Raw genomic sequence first — 14,140 nt, 5'->3', positions numbered from 1 at the left:
CCCGCTGACCGGTCCGGCCGACGCACCGCCCCGCCGCACCGGTATACAGGGACGGTGGAGGATCCCGTACCGGAACGGATGCGCACCGCCGCCGCCGCGCTGCTGGCCGCGCTCGACGCGCCGGCCCGCACCGCCGCCGGACACCCCTTCGACGACGACGGCCGGCGCTGGCTGGAGTACCGACCCCGACCCCGACCCGGGGTCTGCCTGGCCGACCTGGACCGGGCCGGTCGCAAGGCCGCGCACCGGCTGCTCGCCACCGCGCTCAGCCCCACCGCGTACGCCCAGGCGATGGCGGTGGTGGCGCTGGAGGAGGTGCTGGACCGGGCGGAGGGCTGGCGGCGCGGCCGGCACAGCGGCGACTACTGGGTGGCGCTCTACGGCGACCCGACCCACGACGACCGGTGGGCCTGGCGGATCGAGGGGCACCACCTGTCGGTGAGCATGACCGTCGTCGACGACCTGGTCTCCCCCGCCCCGGTCTTCCTCGGCGCCAACCCGGCCGCCGTGCGGCACGCCGGCCGGCCGGTCTCCCGGCCGCTCGGCGTCGAGGAGGACCTGGCCCGCGAGCTGCTGGCCGCGATCGGCCCGGCCGGCCGGGCCGCCGCCGTGGTCGCCGACGAGGCACCGGCGGACATCATCAGCGCGACCCGACCCTCGGTCGACGCGCCGCTGACCCCGCTCGGCGTGCCCCGCCGCCGGCTCGGCCCCACCGGCCGGGCGCTGCTCGACCAGTTGGTCGCGCTCTACCTGGACCGGCTCCCGGCCGAGCTGGCCGCCCGGGAGGCCGACCGGCTCGCCGGCGGCGACCCGCACTTCGCCTGGGCCGGCCCGGCCCACCCGGGCACCCGGCACTACTACCGGGTGCAGGGCGACGACCTGCTGATCGAGTACGACAACACCACCGACGACGGCAACCACGCGCACACCGTGCTGCGCCGCCCGGCGAGCGACTTCGGCGCGGACGTGCTCGCCACGCACCACGCCGACGCCCACCACTGACCCGCCGACCGGTCGGCGGACCGGTGCGGCTCAGGCCGGCTTGACGGCCTCGACCAGGAACCGGCGGGAATGGGCGACGAAGGAACCCTCGGCCCGGATCCGCTCGTGTAGCCGTTCGAGCTGCCGCCGGTACCGGTCGACGTCGAAGCCCGGCACGGTCCAGACCACCTTGCGCAGGAACCAGACCACCGCGCCGACGTCGTGGAAGACGGCTCGCAGGGTGGCCGCCTCCAGCCGGGTGACCGCCAGGCCGGCGGCCCGCGCGGCGGCGACCGCCGCAGCGGTGTGCCGGGTGGCCGGCGGTGGCAGCGGCCCCAGCACCGCCTCGCTCAGCTCCCGCATGGTGCCGGCACCGATCTGCTGGGACAGGTACCGCCCGCCCGGCCGCAGCACCCGGGCGATCTCGGTCCACCAGGTGTCCACCGGGTGCCGGCTGGTGACCAGGTCGAAGGAGGCGTCCCGGAACGGCAGCACCGGGGCGGGGCCGACCCGCACCACCCGGCCACCGACCCGGCCCAGCGTGCGCCGGGCGACCGCCACCAACCCGGCAACCAGGTTCCCGGCGGGCGGTCGGGGGGTGATCGGGTTCGTTTCCGCGAAACGGCGGTGTCCTGGGTGCCCCGACACCGCCGGTCCGGCGAAACCGCGACCGCACTGTCAGGGGGTGGGGCGGGCGATCTCGACCGTGGCGCCGGCCGGGACGGTGTCGAGGGCGTCGAAGCTGCTGGGCTCGCGGTGGGTGGTGTCGAACTGGCGCATCAGCCGGGCGCCGAGCCGGACGCCGACCGCGCCGACCGCCAGCCCGACCAGCTCGGTCGCCAGCAGTACCCCGGTGGCGCCGCGCTGCGGGGCGTCCGCCCGGATCAGGCAGGCCAGCAGGAACAGCCCGGCCATGCCGGCGTTGACCATGTTGAAGGTGACCATGGTGCGGCGGGTCGGGCTGGGCCGGACGTCCCACAGGTCGACCATGCCGGCCACGGTCGCGAGCGCGGCGGCCACCAGCGCGGCGATCGCCGTCCAGTAGCCCACCTCGCCGAGGAACGCCGGACCGCCGGCCACGTCGGCGAGGTCGAAGACGGTGGCACAGGCGAAGAGCCCGTACGGGAACGTCACCAGCATCGGTTGGACGGGTTGTCCCTGCACCCTAAGGCGGCTCTCCATCGGTTCCTCCCCAGGATCGGCTCAGCTCACGAATCCAGGGTGCTACCCGGGCGCCACTCCGGCGAAACGACACGCTCAGGACTCCCGGGGCCGGGAGACGCTGGTGACCAACCGTTCCGCCACCTCCCGCAGCGGGATGTCCAGCGAGGACGCGGCGCTGCGCAGCACCTCCAGGGCCTCGGGCGCGGGGCAGCCGCGCTGCGTCATGATCACCCCGACGGCCTGGCCGACCACGCTCTCGCCGAGCAGCGCCCCGGCCCGCTCACCGGCCCGCTCGGCCTGCCTCGCCCGGTCCCGCACGGCGGCCAGCAGCAGGCCGGCGTGCTCGGCGAGGAGCATCGCGGTGAGCTGGTGCCGGGTGGCGAACGTGCCGGCCGATCCGGCGTACAGGTTGATCGCCCCGATCACCTGCTCGTCGACGTCCACCGGGGCGGAGATCACCCCGCGTACGCCCAGGCCCCGGGCCCGCTCGGTCCAGCCCGGCCACCGGTCGTCGTCGGCCAGATCCTGCGCGATGATCATCTCGCGGCGGGCGATGGCGGTCATCGCCGGTGTCTCCCGGCCGTGGCGCAGGTCGTCCAGTTCGGCGAGCCGGGGATCGGAGGCGGCCACCCCGGCCGGCTCCCCCGCCCGCAGCGTGGTGAACCCGCACCAGGCCACCTCCGGCACGTCCCCGGCGATCCGGACCAGCTCGGCCACCGCCTCGTCGAAGTCGTCGACCGCGATCAGCCCGGCGGTCAACGCCCGCAACAGGGCGGCGGTCTCCAGCACACCGAGGGTGTCGCTCGTCGGCTCGCGCGTGTAGAGGTTCACCGGTCCACGACCCCCGTGCCCCGTCTGCCGCCCGCCACCAGCGCCGCTGCCTGTGTCATCGTCGTGATCTCTCCCCCGAGTCATGAGCCCCGGGCTACTACCCTCGCAAACCCGGATCGAAACCGCATAAGGGGTCCCCCCGGCGCCACTCGCGCCGAAGGGACCCCGATCGCTCAGCGCGCCGCGGCGAGCCGGCGGCCGACCGAGGCGATCAAGCGGTCCAGCTCCGACCCGAACGGGTTGTCGTGCACCAGGTACGTCCAGGTGGCGCTGGGCCGCACCAGCTTGGCCGCATCCGGCTCCCAGTCATCGTCGAACTCGGTCTCCTCGAAGGTGCCGATGGTCCGCGTCTCGATCTCCGGGATGAGGTTGGTGAACGCCGGTACCGCCGCCCGGTGGAACTCGTCCAGCGGGTCGAGCCGGCCCAGCGCGCGCAGGTGCACGCCCTCGCGCACCTCCGACAGCTCGGCCAGATGCTCCGCCCAGAGCCGGTCGGCGTGGTAGAGGGCGATCGACCGGGCCACCCGGGCCAGCAGGTCCTCGTCCATCTCGCCGGCCTTCTCCGACACCCGGTCCAGCAGCATCAGCGCGGCCACGTCGGAGGTCAGCAGCCGCTCCCGACGCTCGGCGAGCGCCTTCCGCTGCTGCTCGATCACCACGCTGTACCGCCAGGTGTTGCGGTGGATCTCGTGGTTGACCCCCTCGGCGACCCGCTGGGCGTGCTCCACCGCGTAGTCGACCTGATCGTCGGTCACCAGGCCGTCGGCGTTCATCCGGGGCGAGGCCGGGATGGTGTCGCCGGCGTGCCGGACCACCAGGTCGTCCTCCAGGCTGACGAAGAAGACCGAGCCGCCCGGGTCACCCTGCCGGCCGGCCCGACCGCGCAACTGGTCGTCGACCCGACGGCTGTCGTGCCGGCCGCTGCCGATCACGTACAGGCCGCCCAGCTCGGCCACCCGCTCCTGGTCGACCTGGCCGCTGCCGCCGAGCCGGATGTCGACGCCCCGGCCGGCCATCTGGGTGGAGACGGTCACCGCGCCGTACGCGCCGGCCTCGGCGATGATCGCCGCCTCCTCGTCGTCGTTCTTGGCGTTGAGCACCACGCACGGCACCCCGGCCGAGTGCAGGCCGGCGGCGAGGCTCTCGGACTCCTTCACGTCCAGCGTGCCGACCAGTACCGGGCGGCCCGCCTCGTGGCAGCGCCGGATCTCGTCGACCAGCGCCTCGTCCTTCTCGGCCCGGGTGGCGTAGATCCGGTCCGGCTCGTCCTCCCGGACGCAGGGGGTGTTCGGCGGGATCACCGCCACCTCCAGGCCGAAGAACTCGCGGAGCTGGTCGCCGACCAGCACCGCGGTCGCCGTCATGCCGCAGACCTTCGGGTAGAGGCCGATGTACGCCTGCACGGCGATGGTGCCCAGCACCTCGCCCTCGGCGGTGGCGTCCAGGCCCTCCTTCGCCTCGACCGCGGCCTGCAAGCCGTCCGGCCAGCGGCGACGCTGGGCGACCCGGCCGCGCATCTCGTCGATCAGCTCCACCGAGCCGTCCCGGACGATGTAGTCGACGTCCCGGTGCAGCAGGGCGTGCGCGTGCAGCGCCACGTTCACCGAGGAGAGCTGCCCGACATGCTCGGCGTCGTACAGGTCGATGTCGCCGAGCTTGGCCTCGACGGCGGCCAGCCCCTCGGTGGTGAAGGCGACGCTGCGGCCGTCCTCGGCGACGGTGTAGTGCTTGCCCTTGCGCAGGCCGCGCACCAGCGCGGCGGCGGCGTGCACCGGGTCCTGCTCACCGGCGACGGAGCCGGCGAGCACCATCGGCACCCGGGCCTCGTCGATCAGGATCGAGTCGGCCTCGTCGACGATCGCGGTGTGCAGCGGCGGCTGCACCCGGTCGGCCAGGTCGGTGACGAGCTGGTCGCGGAGGAAGTCGAAGCCGGCCTCGCTGACCGAGACGTAGGTGACGTCGCAGGCGTACGCCGCGCGGCGCTCGGCCGGGGTGGACGCCTCGTTGACCCAGCCCACGGTCAGCCCGAGGAGCTGGTAGACCGGCGCCATCCACTCGGCGTCGCGGCGGGCCAGGTAGTCGTTGACGGTGAGCACGTGCACCGGGCCGTTGCCCAGCCGGACGTGCCCGTAGGCGGCGACGGTGGCGGTGAGGGTCTTGCCCTCACCGGTGGCCATCTCGGCGACCTTGCCCGACAGCAGCGCCATCGCGCCGAGCAACTGCACGTCGTACGGCCGCTGGTCGAGGCCGCGTCGGGCGGCCTCCCGGCCGACCGCGCAGATCTCCACGTACTCCGTGGCCGCGCCGGCGGCCTCGATCAGCTCGGCGTCGTCGAGCGCCGACAGCTCTTCCTCACGCGCGGCGATCCGCGGCAGCAGCTTCTCCAGCGGAGCCAGGTCGACCGTCGTCCCCGGGCGCTGGAGGAACCGGCGGAACCTGCTCTTCAACCGTTGCGACACACCCATGAGCGGCAACGGTACGCGAACCAACCGGGCAATGGCGGCCCGGTGTGTCCGGCGCGGCCCCGGTGTCCGATTTCCGGCCCGTTCACCCAGCTCAGCGGGGATGCCGGTCGGTCCGCCAGCGGCCGGGCCCGGCCGGCTCGCGGCCGTCGCGGACTGGCGACCGTCGATCGATCGCCGGCGACCGGCCCGGCAGGCGGCCCGAAGGAGCGGCCGGTGCGGATGGACGGGGACCCGTCGGGCGGGGCGCGCAGCACGGGCCACTCCCCTTCGCCCCGGCGGCGGGGCGGGGCGGGGTCAGTCCGTGAAGGCGCCGGCGTGGGCGGCGGTGGCCGCGTCGCGGGCCGCCCGCTCGGGCAGGTGCGGGTGGGCGGGCGTACGGAGCAGCACCATCTCGTGGTAGAGCGGTGCGGTGGCGGCGATGAGCAACCGACGCGGGTCGGTGCGGGCGGGGATCTCGCCACGTTCGGCGGCCCGCGCGACGAGGCGGGCGCAGCGGTCGTACCGGTCGATCCAGAAGATCCGGAGGGCGTCCGCCGCCTGCGCGGACCGGAATGACGCGGCGATCAGGGCGGCGGTGACAGGTGGGTCGGCGGTCAGCGCGGCGTGGATCTCGCGGTTGACCGCGACGAGATCCCCGTCGAGGGTGCCGGTGTCGGGTGGCCGCCAGTCGTCGCCGGTCGCCTCGACGAGGACGTCGGCGAGCAGGCCGCCGACGTCCCGCCAGCGCCGGTACACGGTGGTGCGGTGCACCCCGGCGCGCTCCGCCACGGCGTCCACGCTCAGGGCATCGTAGCCGTGCTCCACCAGTTGGCTGCGGACCGCGTCGAGTACGCGTCGACGGACGTGGGCGCTGCGCCCGCCGGGTCGGCGTACCGGGACGGCGGCCTGACGGCGCGACGGCGGGGGCGGCTCGGCCGGGAAAGGCGTTGGTGGTCGTGGCTGACCCATGCCAGGATGCTATCGCTACAGCAGTAGCGTTAAGGAATCCGGGTGGCGTCGCCCGCTCCCGCCCGGCCCGACCCGATAGGAACTCATGTCGCGTACCCCGGTTCCACCCGTGTCCATTCACGAGTACCCCGTGACCGACGCCGACGGGGGTCCGTACGCGATCACCGACGGCCCGGACGGCGCGCTGTGGTTCACCCTGGTCCACAGCGGGCGGATCGGCCGCCTCGCCCCCGACCGGGAGCCCACCACCTGGCAACTCGATCCCGCCTGCGGTCCGACGATCATCACCGCCGGACCGGACCGGGCGCTCTGGTTCACCGAGTACCGGGCACACCGGATCGGGCGGATCAGCACCGCCGGCGCCGTCGACGAGTTCCCGTTGCCCACCCCGGAGTGCGGGCCGTTCGGCATCGCCGCCGGCCCCGACGGCGCGCTGTGGTTCACCGAGACCACCGCCGACCGCATCGGCCGGATCACCACCGGCGGCCAGATCACCGAGTTCCCGCTCCCGGTCACCGGAGCGTTCCCGTCCGCGATCACCGCCGGCGTCGATGGCGGGCTGTGGTTCACCATGAACCAGGCCAACGCGATCGGCCGGATCGCCACGGACGGCCGGGTAACCGTCCACCCGCTGCCCACCGAGGACGCCGCGCCGGTGGGCATCACCGCGGGCCGGGACGGCGCCCTCTGGTTCGTCGAGATCGCCGCCGGTCAGATCGGACGCATCACCCCCGCCGGCGCGATCGTGGAGTTTCCGCTGCCCGACCGCGCCGGCCGACCACACGCCATCACCGCGGACGGCGACGGCAGCCTGTGGTTCACCGAGTGGGCCGGCAACCGCGTCGGCTCGATCACGGCCGACGGCGTGATCGAGACGTACGACCTGCCGACACCGCACTGCGAGCCGCACGGCATCACCCTCGGCGCCGACGGCGCCCTGTGGGCCGCCCTGGAGAACGGGTCCCTCGCCCGCATCGCGCCCGGCACCACCACCCGTCCCCGGTCGCGTTGACCCGGGCCGCCGCCGCGAACACGCCGGCCGCACCGGTCGAGCCGGCCACGATCCGCACCTCACCGCCGTCGACCGCCCGGACCCGGCGGTGACGTCCGCATCCGGTCGGTGAGCTGCCGATCGATCTGCGGCGGAGCGCCACGACGAGTCCGACCCGCCATCGGAGGTACCTCCTTACGGTTACCCGCAGTGACGCGAGCGACGGTGAGGCGTTGGTGAACGGGAGGGTCGATCCGATTCGGGAGCGCCCACGGAAGGGATGGGGCGGATGACCGTTTCAGTGCTGGCTGGCCTGGCCATGCAGTCCGGGGCGATAGCCGCAGTGCACGTCGGCGTACGCGGGCAGTGGACGCGCCGGCCCGGAGCGCTGCTGCTCGCGGTGGCCGTGCTGTTCCACGGGACGACCGAGCTGATGCAGAGCATCTGGCCGGGGCGGAACTTCTTCCGCGCCTACGTCGACCAGCAGGACATCGACGACTGGATGCTGCTGGTGTCGGCCTCGATCCTGCTGTACTCGGCCGCATACCTGCTGGGGATCCACCTGTGGCAGAGGTTCGCGGCACAGGAACGGCTGGCGGCGCAGGCACCCGGCGACGGCCGGGGCCTGACCTCGCTGCGCCTACGGTGGCTCCTGCCGCTGACGTTGCCGCTGCTCGTCGCGACGTGGCAGGGCCGGGGCGCGTTGCAGCCGGTCGCCCCGCTACAGGCCGCCCAGGAGGGCCAGGACGAACGTGCGGGGCTGCTGGCGGCACTGGCCGGCGGGTTCCTGGTGCCGCTGATCGCCGTGATCGGCGCGACGATCATGGTGCGGTACGGGGCACGCTGGCTGGTGCCGGTCCTCGCCGTGGAGGGCCTGGCGTTGGCGGTCGCCGGCACCCGGTCCATGATCGTATTCGCGGTGCTGCTCACCCTCGTCGGCGCCGCCCTCCACGGGGTGCGCCCCACCCGCCGGCAGGTCGCCGGCATCGTCCTGGTCGTCGCCGCCTTCTGCGCGCTGATCTCGTCCACCCGGGCCGTGGCCGGCCGCGAGGTCTTCGACGCCAACCAGAAGGCCGGGGACCGGATACAGGCACTGGTCGACGGGGGGTCGTCGATCCACACCGAGCGCAGCCGAAGCGCAATCCTCGACGACCTGGTGTACCGGTTCGACGGGAACACGTTCGGGGCGGCGATCTTCAACGGGTTGCAGGGAAACACCCCTCCCGTCGGCCTGGTGACGGTCCGCCACAACCTGATGATGCTGACACCCTCGATCGTCAACTCCGACAAGGTGGCGGCAAACGACCTGAAGGTGCGGAGCGAGGAGGCGTATCTCGACGCCGAGTTCGGCCTGTCGCAGTACGTCGACTGGCTGCCCACGATCTTCGGGACGGTCGTGGCGTACGACGGTTGGCCAGGGCTGCTCCTGGTCGCGGCCGTGCTCGGCGCGCTACTCGCCACGGTGGAGGGGTGGGCGTTGGCGAAGTTCACCACGGCACGGGTGGTACTGCTGGTGGGACTGGCCCACTGCGCGCTGCTGTACGAGTCCGGGCCGCAGATGGTCCTGACGACGTTGCGGCTGACACCGGTGCTGGTGGTGGGCCTGGCGGCGGTCGGGTGGATCCGCCAACGCTGGCCCCGACGAGATCAGCCCGCCCGCCCGGCGACCAGCGGGCCGGGCGCGGTCACCCCCGAGAGCGTGCAGGTGGCGGGCCCGGCACAGGAAGCACCGGTACCCGGAGCACGGTAGCCCGGGCCCCCTTGGTGATCCGCTCAGCGGGACGTCTTCGCGAAGGCGACAAAGCCTCGCCACGCCGCCGAGCCGAAAAAGAGGGTGCCACCGTCGCGGTCCTTCGTGTCACGCACCAGGACGACACCGGGCAGATTGTCGGCGACCTCGACACAGTCGCCACCGTTGCTACCGCTCTTCGTGCTCTTACGCCACCGCGCACCGGTCATGTCCATGATGCAGCCGCTTCTCTCAGAAGATCCAAAGACCGCGAGTGGGAAGGCCCTCGCCCCGAATACGTACCCGCCCGACGCTCAGCGGAACGTCTTCGCGAAGGCGACAAAGCCCTGCCACGCTACCGGGCCGAAAAAGAGGATACCGCCGTCGCGGTCCTTCGTGTCACGCACCAGGACGACACCGGGCAGATTGTCGGCGACCTCGACACAGTTGCCGCCGTTGCCGCCGCTCTTCGTGCTCTTACGCCACCGCGCACCGGTCATGTCCATGATGCAGCCGCTTCTCTCAGGAGATCCAAAGACCGCGAGCGGGGAAGGCCCTCGCCCCGAATACGTTCCCACCGACGTTCAAGCGACGCAAGGTCGAATGCTGGTCCAGGATCTGAGCGCCGAGAGTCGCCCTCCTGACCTCGGCGACCATGGATCAGCTTCTCGGCAGACGACCCGGGCGCCGGTAGGTCCGGGTCCTTCGTGATCCGCTTAGCGGGACGCCTTCGCGAAGGCGACAAAGCCCCGCCACGCCGCCGAGTCGACAATGAGGGTGCCGCCATCGCGGTCCTTCGTGTCACGCACCAGGACGACACCAGGCAGATTGTCGGCGACCTCGACACAGTCACCACCGTTGCCGCCACTCTTCGTGCTCTTACGCCACCGCGCACCGGTCATGTCCATGATGCAGCCGCTTCCCTCAGAAGATCCAAAGACCGCGAGCGGGGAAGGCCCTCGCCCCGAATACGCTCCCACCGACGTTCAAGCGACGCAAGGTCGGATGCCTGATCCAGGATCTGAGCCCGCGCCGGACTATCGACGTGTGCCACCCGCCCGCCGTCCCGCATGTCGGCGATGGTGAACGGTCCGTCGAGTCCCGGGTAGCTCGGTGCGTCGGCAGGAACGACGTGCAATTGCACGCTCGGCAGTTCGGCACACACGAGGAGGTGCGCGAGTTGGGCTGCCATGAGCGGCCGACTGTCTCCCACGCGCCTACGTAAGGCACCCTCGTCCAGCACGGCGATCAGTAGTGGCCCGCGCTCCCGGTTGAGGATGGCCTGACGGCCGATCCGCGCATCGGCGAGTTCGTTCATGGCGTCGGAGGTCAACGTCCCGCCCGCGAGCGTCGCCCGCGCGTACGCCTCGGTCTGGAGGAGACCGGGCACCCAGGCCAGTTCGAAGGACCGCAGGGTGGCGGCCTCGCGTTCGATGTCGACCCAAGGTCGAAACCAGACTGGTTCGCGACGCTTGACAATGTCCGGCCAGAGCACATCGACGTCTCGGCCAAGCAAGTCTGCGACCGTGGCGCGGTGACGACTCTGAGGAATGTGCCCTGGGTTCGCCCACCGGGCGACGGTCTTCGGATGGACACCGATCTGACCAGCCAGGCTCTCGGCGGTGTGCCCTGCGTCGGCCAGCGCTGCGACAAATGCGTGATTCATGCTTTCTCCCCCGGAACAAAGTAACCGTCCATAAGAGGTATTGCAACGCTGTGTGATTGTTCTGCAACCCTCGGCAGGGTGGTGGTAGGACGACGCCGCTGCGGTCGAAAGAAGCGGCCGGCGCTCGCCTGTGGGCCGCCCCGGTAAGGGCGGGTGGCCCACCCTCCCAGCCCGATGGACAGGAGCGCCCATGTCTGAGGACGACAAGCCGAAGCCGAGCACCCCCACGCCGGCCCCTCCACCACCGCCCGCGCCGCCGATCGTGCCCGGTCCGATCGGGCCGCTCGTCCCGCCGTACCGGGGGCCGGGCCGGGTGACGAACGCCGTTCCGGCGGCACGCTGGGCCGTCGGCCGCAACCCGGGACCGCTGCGGTGAGCCGTCGGCCGCTCAGACCGGGCGACGTGCTGTACCTGTCCCGCGCCGCGTCGCCGCAGTTCGTCAGGCCGGTGACCGTGCGGGTTATCCGCGAGATCACCGACCGGCACCCGTACCGGGGTGGGTGTGGATCACGGCGTACGAGCTGAATGCCGTCCGGGACGCGGTCCGGCACCGCGAGTGGTACGTCCGGCGCGACGGCCTGCGCTGGCTGGCCGCGACGGCGGCGACCCGGCGGGCCACCCGTCCGCCGGCCCGGCGTGTGCCGGACCGGACGACGGTGCCGTCGTGACGGCTCCGCTGCCGGGCCGGCACACGCCGCTGCGGCCCACCTGGCTCTGCCGGGTCGACGCCCATCCCTGGCCGTGCGGCGAGGCGAAACTCGCCCTCCTCGACGTGTACGCCGACGACCGGCCGGGGCTGATGAACCTGCTGTCGACGCTGAAGGAGCAGGCGGAGGAGCACCTCACCACGCTCGACAGCGGCCGGGCCACCGACCTGACGAGCCGCTTCCTGACCTGGCCGCACCCGCCCGGCTGAGCCGCGCTCCCCCGGCCCGCCCCGGCGTCGCCCACCCGTCCCCCCGGCGCGGCGACCCGGGGCGGGTCACCGCCGCCGCCCCGGATGCCGGGTCAGCCGGCAATACAGCGTTCATCTGCCGGGAACCGGCGGGTGGATCCCGCGTGATCAAGCTGTTAGGGATTATCCGGTTAGCGCGTAGGCGCGGGCGGGAAGCCACATCCGCGTTTTCCGCCACGATCTGGGGGTGTGCCAGTGCGGGACACAGGAACAACCGTCTCACCTGTGGTGGAAGCATGGGCCACGTACCGCACCACGTCGGCGCGGGACTGGCCGACCCGGCGGCTGGTGCGGGCCAAGGGGGACAACCGGGTCAGCGTGGTGCTGCCCGCCCGCAACGAGGAGGCCACCGTCGGGGCGATCGTCTCGACGATCCGCGAACACCTGATGGACCGGGTTCCCCTGGTGGACGAGCTGATCGTGGTCGACTCCCGGTCGACCGACCGCACCGCGCAGGTGGCGCGGGCCGCCGGCGCCGAGGTGGTCGGCCAGGACGAGATGACCCGGGGACTGCCCCGGCTGACCGGCAAGGGCGACGCGCTCTGGGCCGGCCTGGCCGCCGCCGACGGCGATGTCGTCGCCTTCGTCGACGCCGACCTGCGCGAGTTCCGGCCACACTTCGTGACCGGTCTGATCGGCCCGTTGCTGACCGACCCGTCGGTCGAGTTCGTGAAGGGGTTCTACCACCGGCCGCTGGTCGGCACCACCAGCGTCGAGGCCGACGGCGGCGGTCGGGTGACGGAGCTGATGGCCCGGCCGCTGCTGAACCTGTTCTGGCCGGAGCTGGCCGGCTTCGTGCAACCCCTGGCCGGCGAGTACGCCGGCCGCCGCCAGGTGCTGGAGCAGGTGCCGTTCGTCACCGGGTACGGGGTCGAGACGGCCATGCTGATCGACCTGCTGGAACTGGTCGGCCTGGACGCGCTGGCCCAGGTCGACCTGGGTGAGCGCAAGCACCGCCACCAGGACACCGCCGCGCTGGGCCGGATGTCCGCGCAGATCATGCACACCGCCTGGTCCCGGTTGCAGCGCCGGGGCTGGGCGGCCCCGGCCACCAGCCCGGCGACGGTGCTGACCCAGTTCCGCCGGGGCGGCTCGGACGCGCTGCCCAACCTGGACCGGGAGATCGTGGTCAGCGACGTCTCGGTGCAGGAACGCCCACCCCTGGCCGAGCTGCGGCACCGGCTGCCGCGCCGACGGGTGGCCGCGTGAGAGACCCCCGTCGCGACGAGAGGAAACCCAACGGATGAGCCTCACCGTGCTGATGAACGCCGGCCCGTGGCTGTCCGTGCCGCCCCCCGGCTACGGCGGCATCGAGAACGTCATCGCCACCCTGGTGCCGGAGCTGCGCCGGCTCGGCGTGAAGGTGGTGCTGGGGACCGTCGGGTCGAGCACCCTGCCGGTCGACGAGAAGTTCTCGGTCTTCGAGGACGGGCAGTTCGCCGCGTTGCAGCGGCCGTACAACCAGGTGTGCGGGGTGTCCCAGGCCCACCTCGGCGGGGTGGTCCGGCGGCTGCACGCCCACGACGACATCGACCTGGTGCACGACCACGTGGAGGCGGTCGGGCTGGCCACCCTCGCCGCGATGGGCCCGGACGCCCCGCCGGTGCTGCACACCCTGCACTGGGACCTGGCCAAGCATCCCGAGCTGTACGGCAACCTCGACGCCGGCGCGCGGATCCGGGTCAACGGCGTCTCCGCCTCGCAACTCGCCCGCGCGCCCCGGGCGCTGCGGGAGCACTCCGTCGGGCACGTGCACCTGTCCACCCCGCTGGCGGTGGACGCGGACCGGGCGCCCCGGGCGGAGAAGGGCGACCACACGATCGTGTTGGGTCGGATCACCCCGGGCAAGGGGCAGGACGTCGGCGCCCGGCTGGCCCGGCGGACCGGGGTGCCGCTGGTGCTCGCCGGCCCGGTCGGGCCGTACCACCGGCCGGCGGACCTCGCCGCGGCCGGCGACGAGGCCCGGCAGAACCCCGACGTGCGGTACTTCCACGACCAGGTCGCCCCGCACGTCGACGGGGACCTGGTCCGCTGGGTCGGCACGGTGGCCGGCCGGGACCGCGACGACCTGCTGGCCGGGGCGAAGGCGGCACTGTTCCCGCTGCGCTGGGAGGAGCCCGGCGGGACCGCCGTGGTGGAGTCGCTGGCCCTGGGCACGCCGGTGGTGGCGACCCGGCGCGGCTGCCTGCCCGAGCTGATCGCGCACGGCCGCACCGGCCTGCTCACCGACGACGAGGAGGAGCTGGGCGAGTTGCTGCTGGCCGCCAGCCTGCTCGACCCGGACGAGTGCCGGCGGGAGGCCGCCGTCCGGTTCACCCCGGCGGTGATGGCGCAGCGCTACGTCGCCCTCTACGAGCAGGTCCGCCGGGGCGCCCGGGTGCCCCAGCTCCAGGCCGCCTGACCGGCCGGT

The 14,140-nt window shown here is 73.0% G+C and carries 17 protein-coding genes and 1 pseudogene; 8 read left to right on the top strand and 10 right to left on the bottom strand.

Going from position 1 to position 14,140, the window contains the following annotated elements:
* Window positions 1-78: 78 nt before the first annotated feature.
* Window positions 79-1,002, top strand: a complete 924-nt coding sequence (locus tag ACIQG9_RS23150; protein ID WP_400406053.1) for a DUF3500 domain-containing protein — start codon at window positions 79-81, stop codon at window positions 1,000-1,002.
* A gap of 30 nt (window positions 1,003-1,032) precedes the next feature.
* Here ACIQG9_RS23150 and ACIQG9_RS23145 read toward each other — a convergent pair whose 3' ends face one another.
* The 5 genes from ACIQG9_RS23145 to ACIQG9_RS23125 all read right to left on the bottom strand — a co-directional run bounded on the left by ACIQG9_RS23145 (window position 1,033) and on the right by ACIQG9_RS23125 (window position 6,389).
* A complete protein-coding gene (locus tag ACIQG9_RS23145) occupies window positions 1,033-1,542 on the bottom strand; it encodes a methyltransferase domain-containing protein (RefSeq protein WP_400405916.1) in 510 nt (169 codons plus the stop codon).
* Window positions 1,543-1,659: 117 nt separating this feature from the next.
* The gene (locus ACIQG9_RS23140) at window positions 1,660-2,163 is read right to left on the bottom strand and encodes a DUF2231 domain-containing protein (protein ID WP_400405912.1); all 504 of its coding nucleotides are present in this window, start codon (window positions 2,161-2,163) and stop codon (window positions 1,660-1,662) included.
* Between the two features lie 75 nt (window positions 2,164-2,238).
* Window positions 2,239-2,976: a GAF and ANTAR domain-containing protein gene (locus ACIQG9_RS23135; RefSeq protein ID WP_400405908.1), complete on the bottom strand. Its 738-nt coding sequence runs from the start codon at window positions 2,974-2,976 to the stop codon at window positions 2,239-2,241.
* A 173-nt stretch (window positions 2,977-3,149) separates the two neighbouring features.
* Window positions 3,150-5,441 (bottom strand): accessory Sec system translocase SecA2, encoded by a 2,292-nt coding sequence (gene secA2 / locus ACIQG9_RS23130; RefSeq protein WP_400405904.1) that lies wholly within the window; start codon window positions 5,439-5,441, stop codon window positions 3,150-3,152.
* Between the two features lie 294 nt (window positions 5,442-5,735).
* Window positions 5,736-6,389 carry a TetR/AcrR family transcriptional regulator gene (locus ACIQG9_RS23125; RefSeq protein WP_400405899.1) on the bottom strand — a complete coding sequence of 218 codons (654 nt, stop codon included), beginning with the start codon at window positions 6,387-6,389 and terminating at the stop codon, window positions 5,736-5,738.
* 130 nt (window positions 6,390-6,519) lie between these two features.
* On the opposite strand from ACIQG9_RS23125, the gene ACIQG9_RS23120 reads away from it, so the two are divergent.
* Both ACIQG9_RS23120 and ACIQG9_RS23115 read left to right on the top strand, forming a co-directional pair.
* Window positions 6,520-7,401: a virginiamycin B lyase gene (locus ACIQG9_RS23120; RefSeq protein WP_400405894.1), complete on the top strand. Its 882-nt coding sequence runs from the start codon at window positions 6,520-6,522 to the stop codon at window positions 7,399-7,401.
* A gap of 268 nt (window positions 7,402-7,669) precedes the next feature.
* Window positions 7,670-9,130, top strand: coding sequence for a hypothetical protein (locus tag ACIQG9_RS23115; protein WP_400405890.1), 1,461 nt, complete (start codon window positions 7,670-7,672; stop codon window positions 9,128-9,130).
* A gap of 23 nt (window positions 9,131-9,153) precedes the next feature.
* Here ACIQG9_RS23115 and ACIQG9_RS23110 read toward each other — a convergent pair whose 3' ends face one another.
* From ACIQG9_RS23110 to ACIQG9_RS23090, 5 genes and pseudogenes are all read right to left on the bottom strand, one after another.
* The gene (locus ACIQG9_RS23110; protein ID WP_400405884.1) at window positions 9,154-9,345 is read right to left on the bottom strand and encodes a DUF397 domain-containing protein; all 192 of its coding nucleotides are present in this window, start codon (window positions 9,343-9,345) and stop codon (window positions 9,154-9,156) included.
* 78 nt (window positions 9,346-9,423) lie between these two features.
* A complete protein-coding gene (locus ACIQG9_RS23105; RefSeq protein WP_400405882.1) occupies window positions 9,424-9,615 on the bottom strand; it encodes a DUF397 domain-containing protein in 192 nt (63 codons plus the stop codon).
* A pseudogene (locus ACIQG9_RS23100) lies at window positions 9,606-9,710 on the bottom strand (XRE family transcriptional regulator); the annotation flags it as partial. The gene ACIQG9_RS23105 and the pseudogene ACIQG9_RS23100, both read right to left, overlap by 10 nt.
* A gap of 115 nt (window positions 9,711-9,825) precedes the next feature.
* Window positions 9,826-10,017 (bottom strand): DUF397 domain-containing protein, encoded by a 192-nt coding sequence (locus ACIQG9_RS23095; RefSeq protein WP_400405879.1) that lies wholly within the window; start codon window positions 10,015-10,017, stop codon window positions 9,826-9,828.
* A complete protein-coding gene (locus ACIQG9_RS23090; RefSeq protein WP_400405877.1) occupies window positions 10,008-10,775 on the bottom strand; it encodes a DUF5753 domain-containing protein in 768 nt (255 codons plus the stop codon). The genes ACIQG9_RS23095 and ACIQG9_RS23090 overlap by 10 nt, the downstream gene beginning before the upstream one ends.
* Window positions 10,776-10,965: 190 nt before the next feature.
* On the opposite strand from ACIQG9_RS23090, the gene ACIQG9_RS23085 reads away from it, so the two are divergent.
* From ACIQG9_RS23085 to ACIQG9_RS23065, 5 genes are all read left to right on the top strand, one after another.
* Window positions 10,966-11,151, top strand: coding sequence for a hypothetical protein (locus tag ACIQG9_RS23085; RefSeq protein ID WP_400405874.1), 186 nt, complete (start codon window positions 10,966-10,968; stop codon window positions 11,149-11,151).
* Between the two features lie 124 nt (window positions 11,152-11,275).
* Window positions 11,276-11,443, top strand: a complete 168-nt coding sequence (locus ACIQG9_RS23080; RefSeq protein WP_400405871.1) for a hypothetical protein — start codon at window positions 11,276-11,278, stop codon at window positions 11,441-11,443.
* Window positions 11,440-11,691 carry a flavin reductase gene (locus ACIQG9_RS23075; protein WP_400405863.1) on the top strand — a complete coding sequence of 84 codons (252 nt, stop codon included), beginning with the start codon at window positions 11,440-11,442 and terminating at the stop codon, window positions 11,689-11,691. Before ACIQG9_RS23080 ends, ACIQG9_RS23075 begins: the two co-directional genes overlap by 4 nt.
* A 267-nt stretch (window positions 11,692-11,958) precedes the next feature.
* The gene (locus ACIQG9_RS23070; protein WP_400406051.1) at window positions 11,959-12,939 is read left to right on the top strand and encodes a glucosyl-3-phosphoglycerate synthase; all 981 of its coding nucleotides are present in this window, start codon (window positions 11,959-11,961) and stop codon (window positions 12,937-12,939) included.
* A gap of 34 nt (window positions 12,940-12,973) precedes the next feature.
* Window positions 12,974-14,131 carry a glycosyltransferase gene (locus ACIQG9_RS23065; RefSeq protein ID WP_400405861.1) on the top strand — a complete coding sequence of 386 codons (1,158 nt, stop codon included), beginning with the start codon at window positions 12,974-12,976 and terminating at the stop codon, window positions 14,129-14,131.
* The last annotated feature ends 9 nt before the right edge of the window (window positions 14,132-14,140 follow it).

The organism is Micromonospora sp. NPDC092111 (assembly GCF_044755745.1).
Taxonomy (GTDB): Bacteria; Actinomycetota; Actinomycetes; order Mycobacteriales; family Micromonosporaceae; genus Micromonospora.
Note: the sequence above shows the minus strand (reverse complement) of the source record. Positions and strands in the feature narration are given on the sequence as shown.

Excerpts from the sequence above, each read along its gene's own strand:
- ACIQG9_RS23150 (WP_400406053.1), top strand. The coding sequence starts at position 79 with ATGCGCACCGCCGCCGCCGCGCTGCTGGCCGCGCTCGACGCGCCGGCC.
- ACIQG9_RS23140 (WP_400405912.1), bottom strand. The coding sequence starts at position 2,163 with ATGGAGAGCCGCCTTAGGGTGCAGGGACAACCCGTCCAACCGATGCTG.
- secA2 (WP_400405904.1), bottom strand. The coding sequence starts at position 5,441 with ATGGGTGTGTCGCAACGGTTGAAGAGCAGGTTCCGCCGGTTCCTCCAG.
- ACIQG9_RS23125 (WP_400405899.1), bottom strand. The coding sequence starts at position 6,389 with ATGGGTCAGCCACGACCACCAACGCCTTTCCCGGCCGAGCCGCCCCCG.
- ACIQG9_RS23115 (WP_400405890.1), top strand. The coding sequence starts at position 7,670 with ATGACCGTTTCAGTGCTGGCTGGCCTGGCCATGCAGTCCGGGGCGATA.
- ACIQG9_RS23110 (WP_400405884.1), bottom strand. The coding sequence starts at position 9,345 with ATGGACATGACCGGTGCGCGGTGGCGTAAGAGCACGAAGAGCGGTAGC.
- ACIQG9_RS23105 (WP_400405882.1), bottom strand. The coding sequence starts at position 9,615 with ATGGACATGACCGGTGCGCGGTGGCGTAAGAGCACGAAGAGCGGCGGC.
- ACIQG9_RS23095 (WP_400405879.1), bottom strand. The coding sequence starts at position 10,017 with ATGGACATGACCGGTGCGCGGTGGCGTAAGAGCACGAAGAGTGGCGGC.
- ACIQG9_RS23090 (WP_400405877.1), bottom strand. The coding sequence starts at position 10,775 with ATGAATCACGCATTTGTCGCAGCGCTGGCCGACGCAGGGCACACCGCC.
- ACIQG9_RS23085 (WP_400405874.1), top strand. The coding sequence starts at position 10,966 with ATGTCTGAGGACGACAAGCCGAAGCCGAGCACCCCCACGCCGGCCCCT.
- ACIQG9_RS23065 (WP_400405861.1), top strand. The coding sequence starts at position 12,974 with ATGAGCCTCACCGTGCTGATGAACGCCGGCCCGTGGCTGTCCGTGCCG.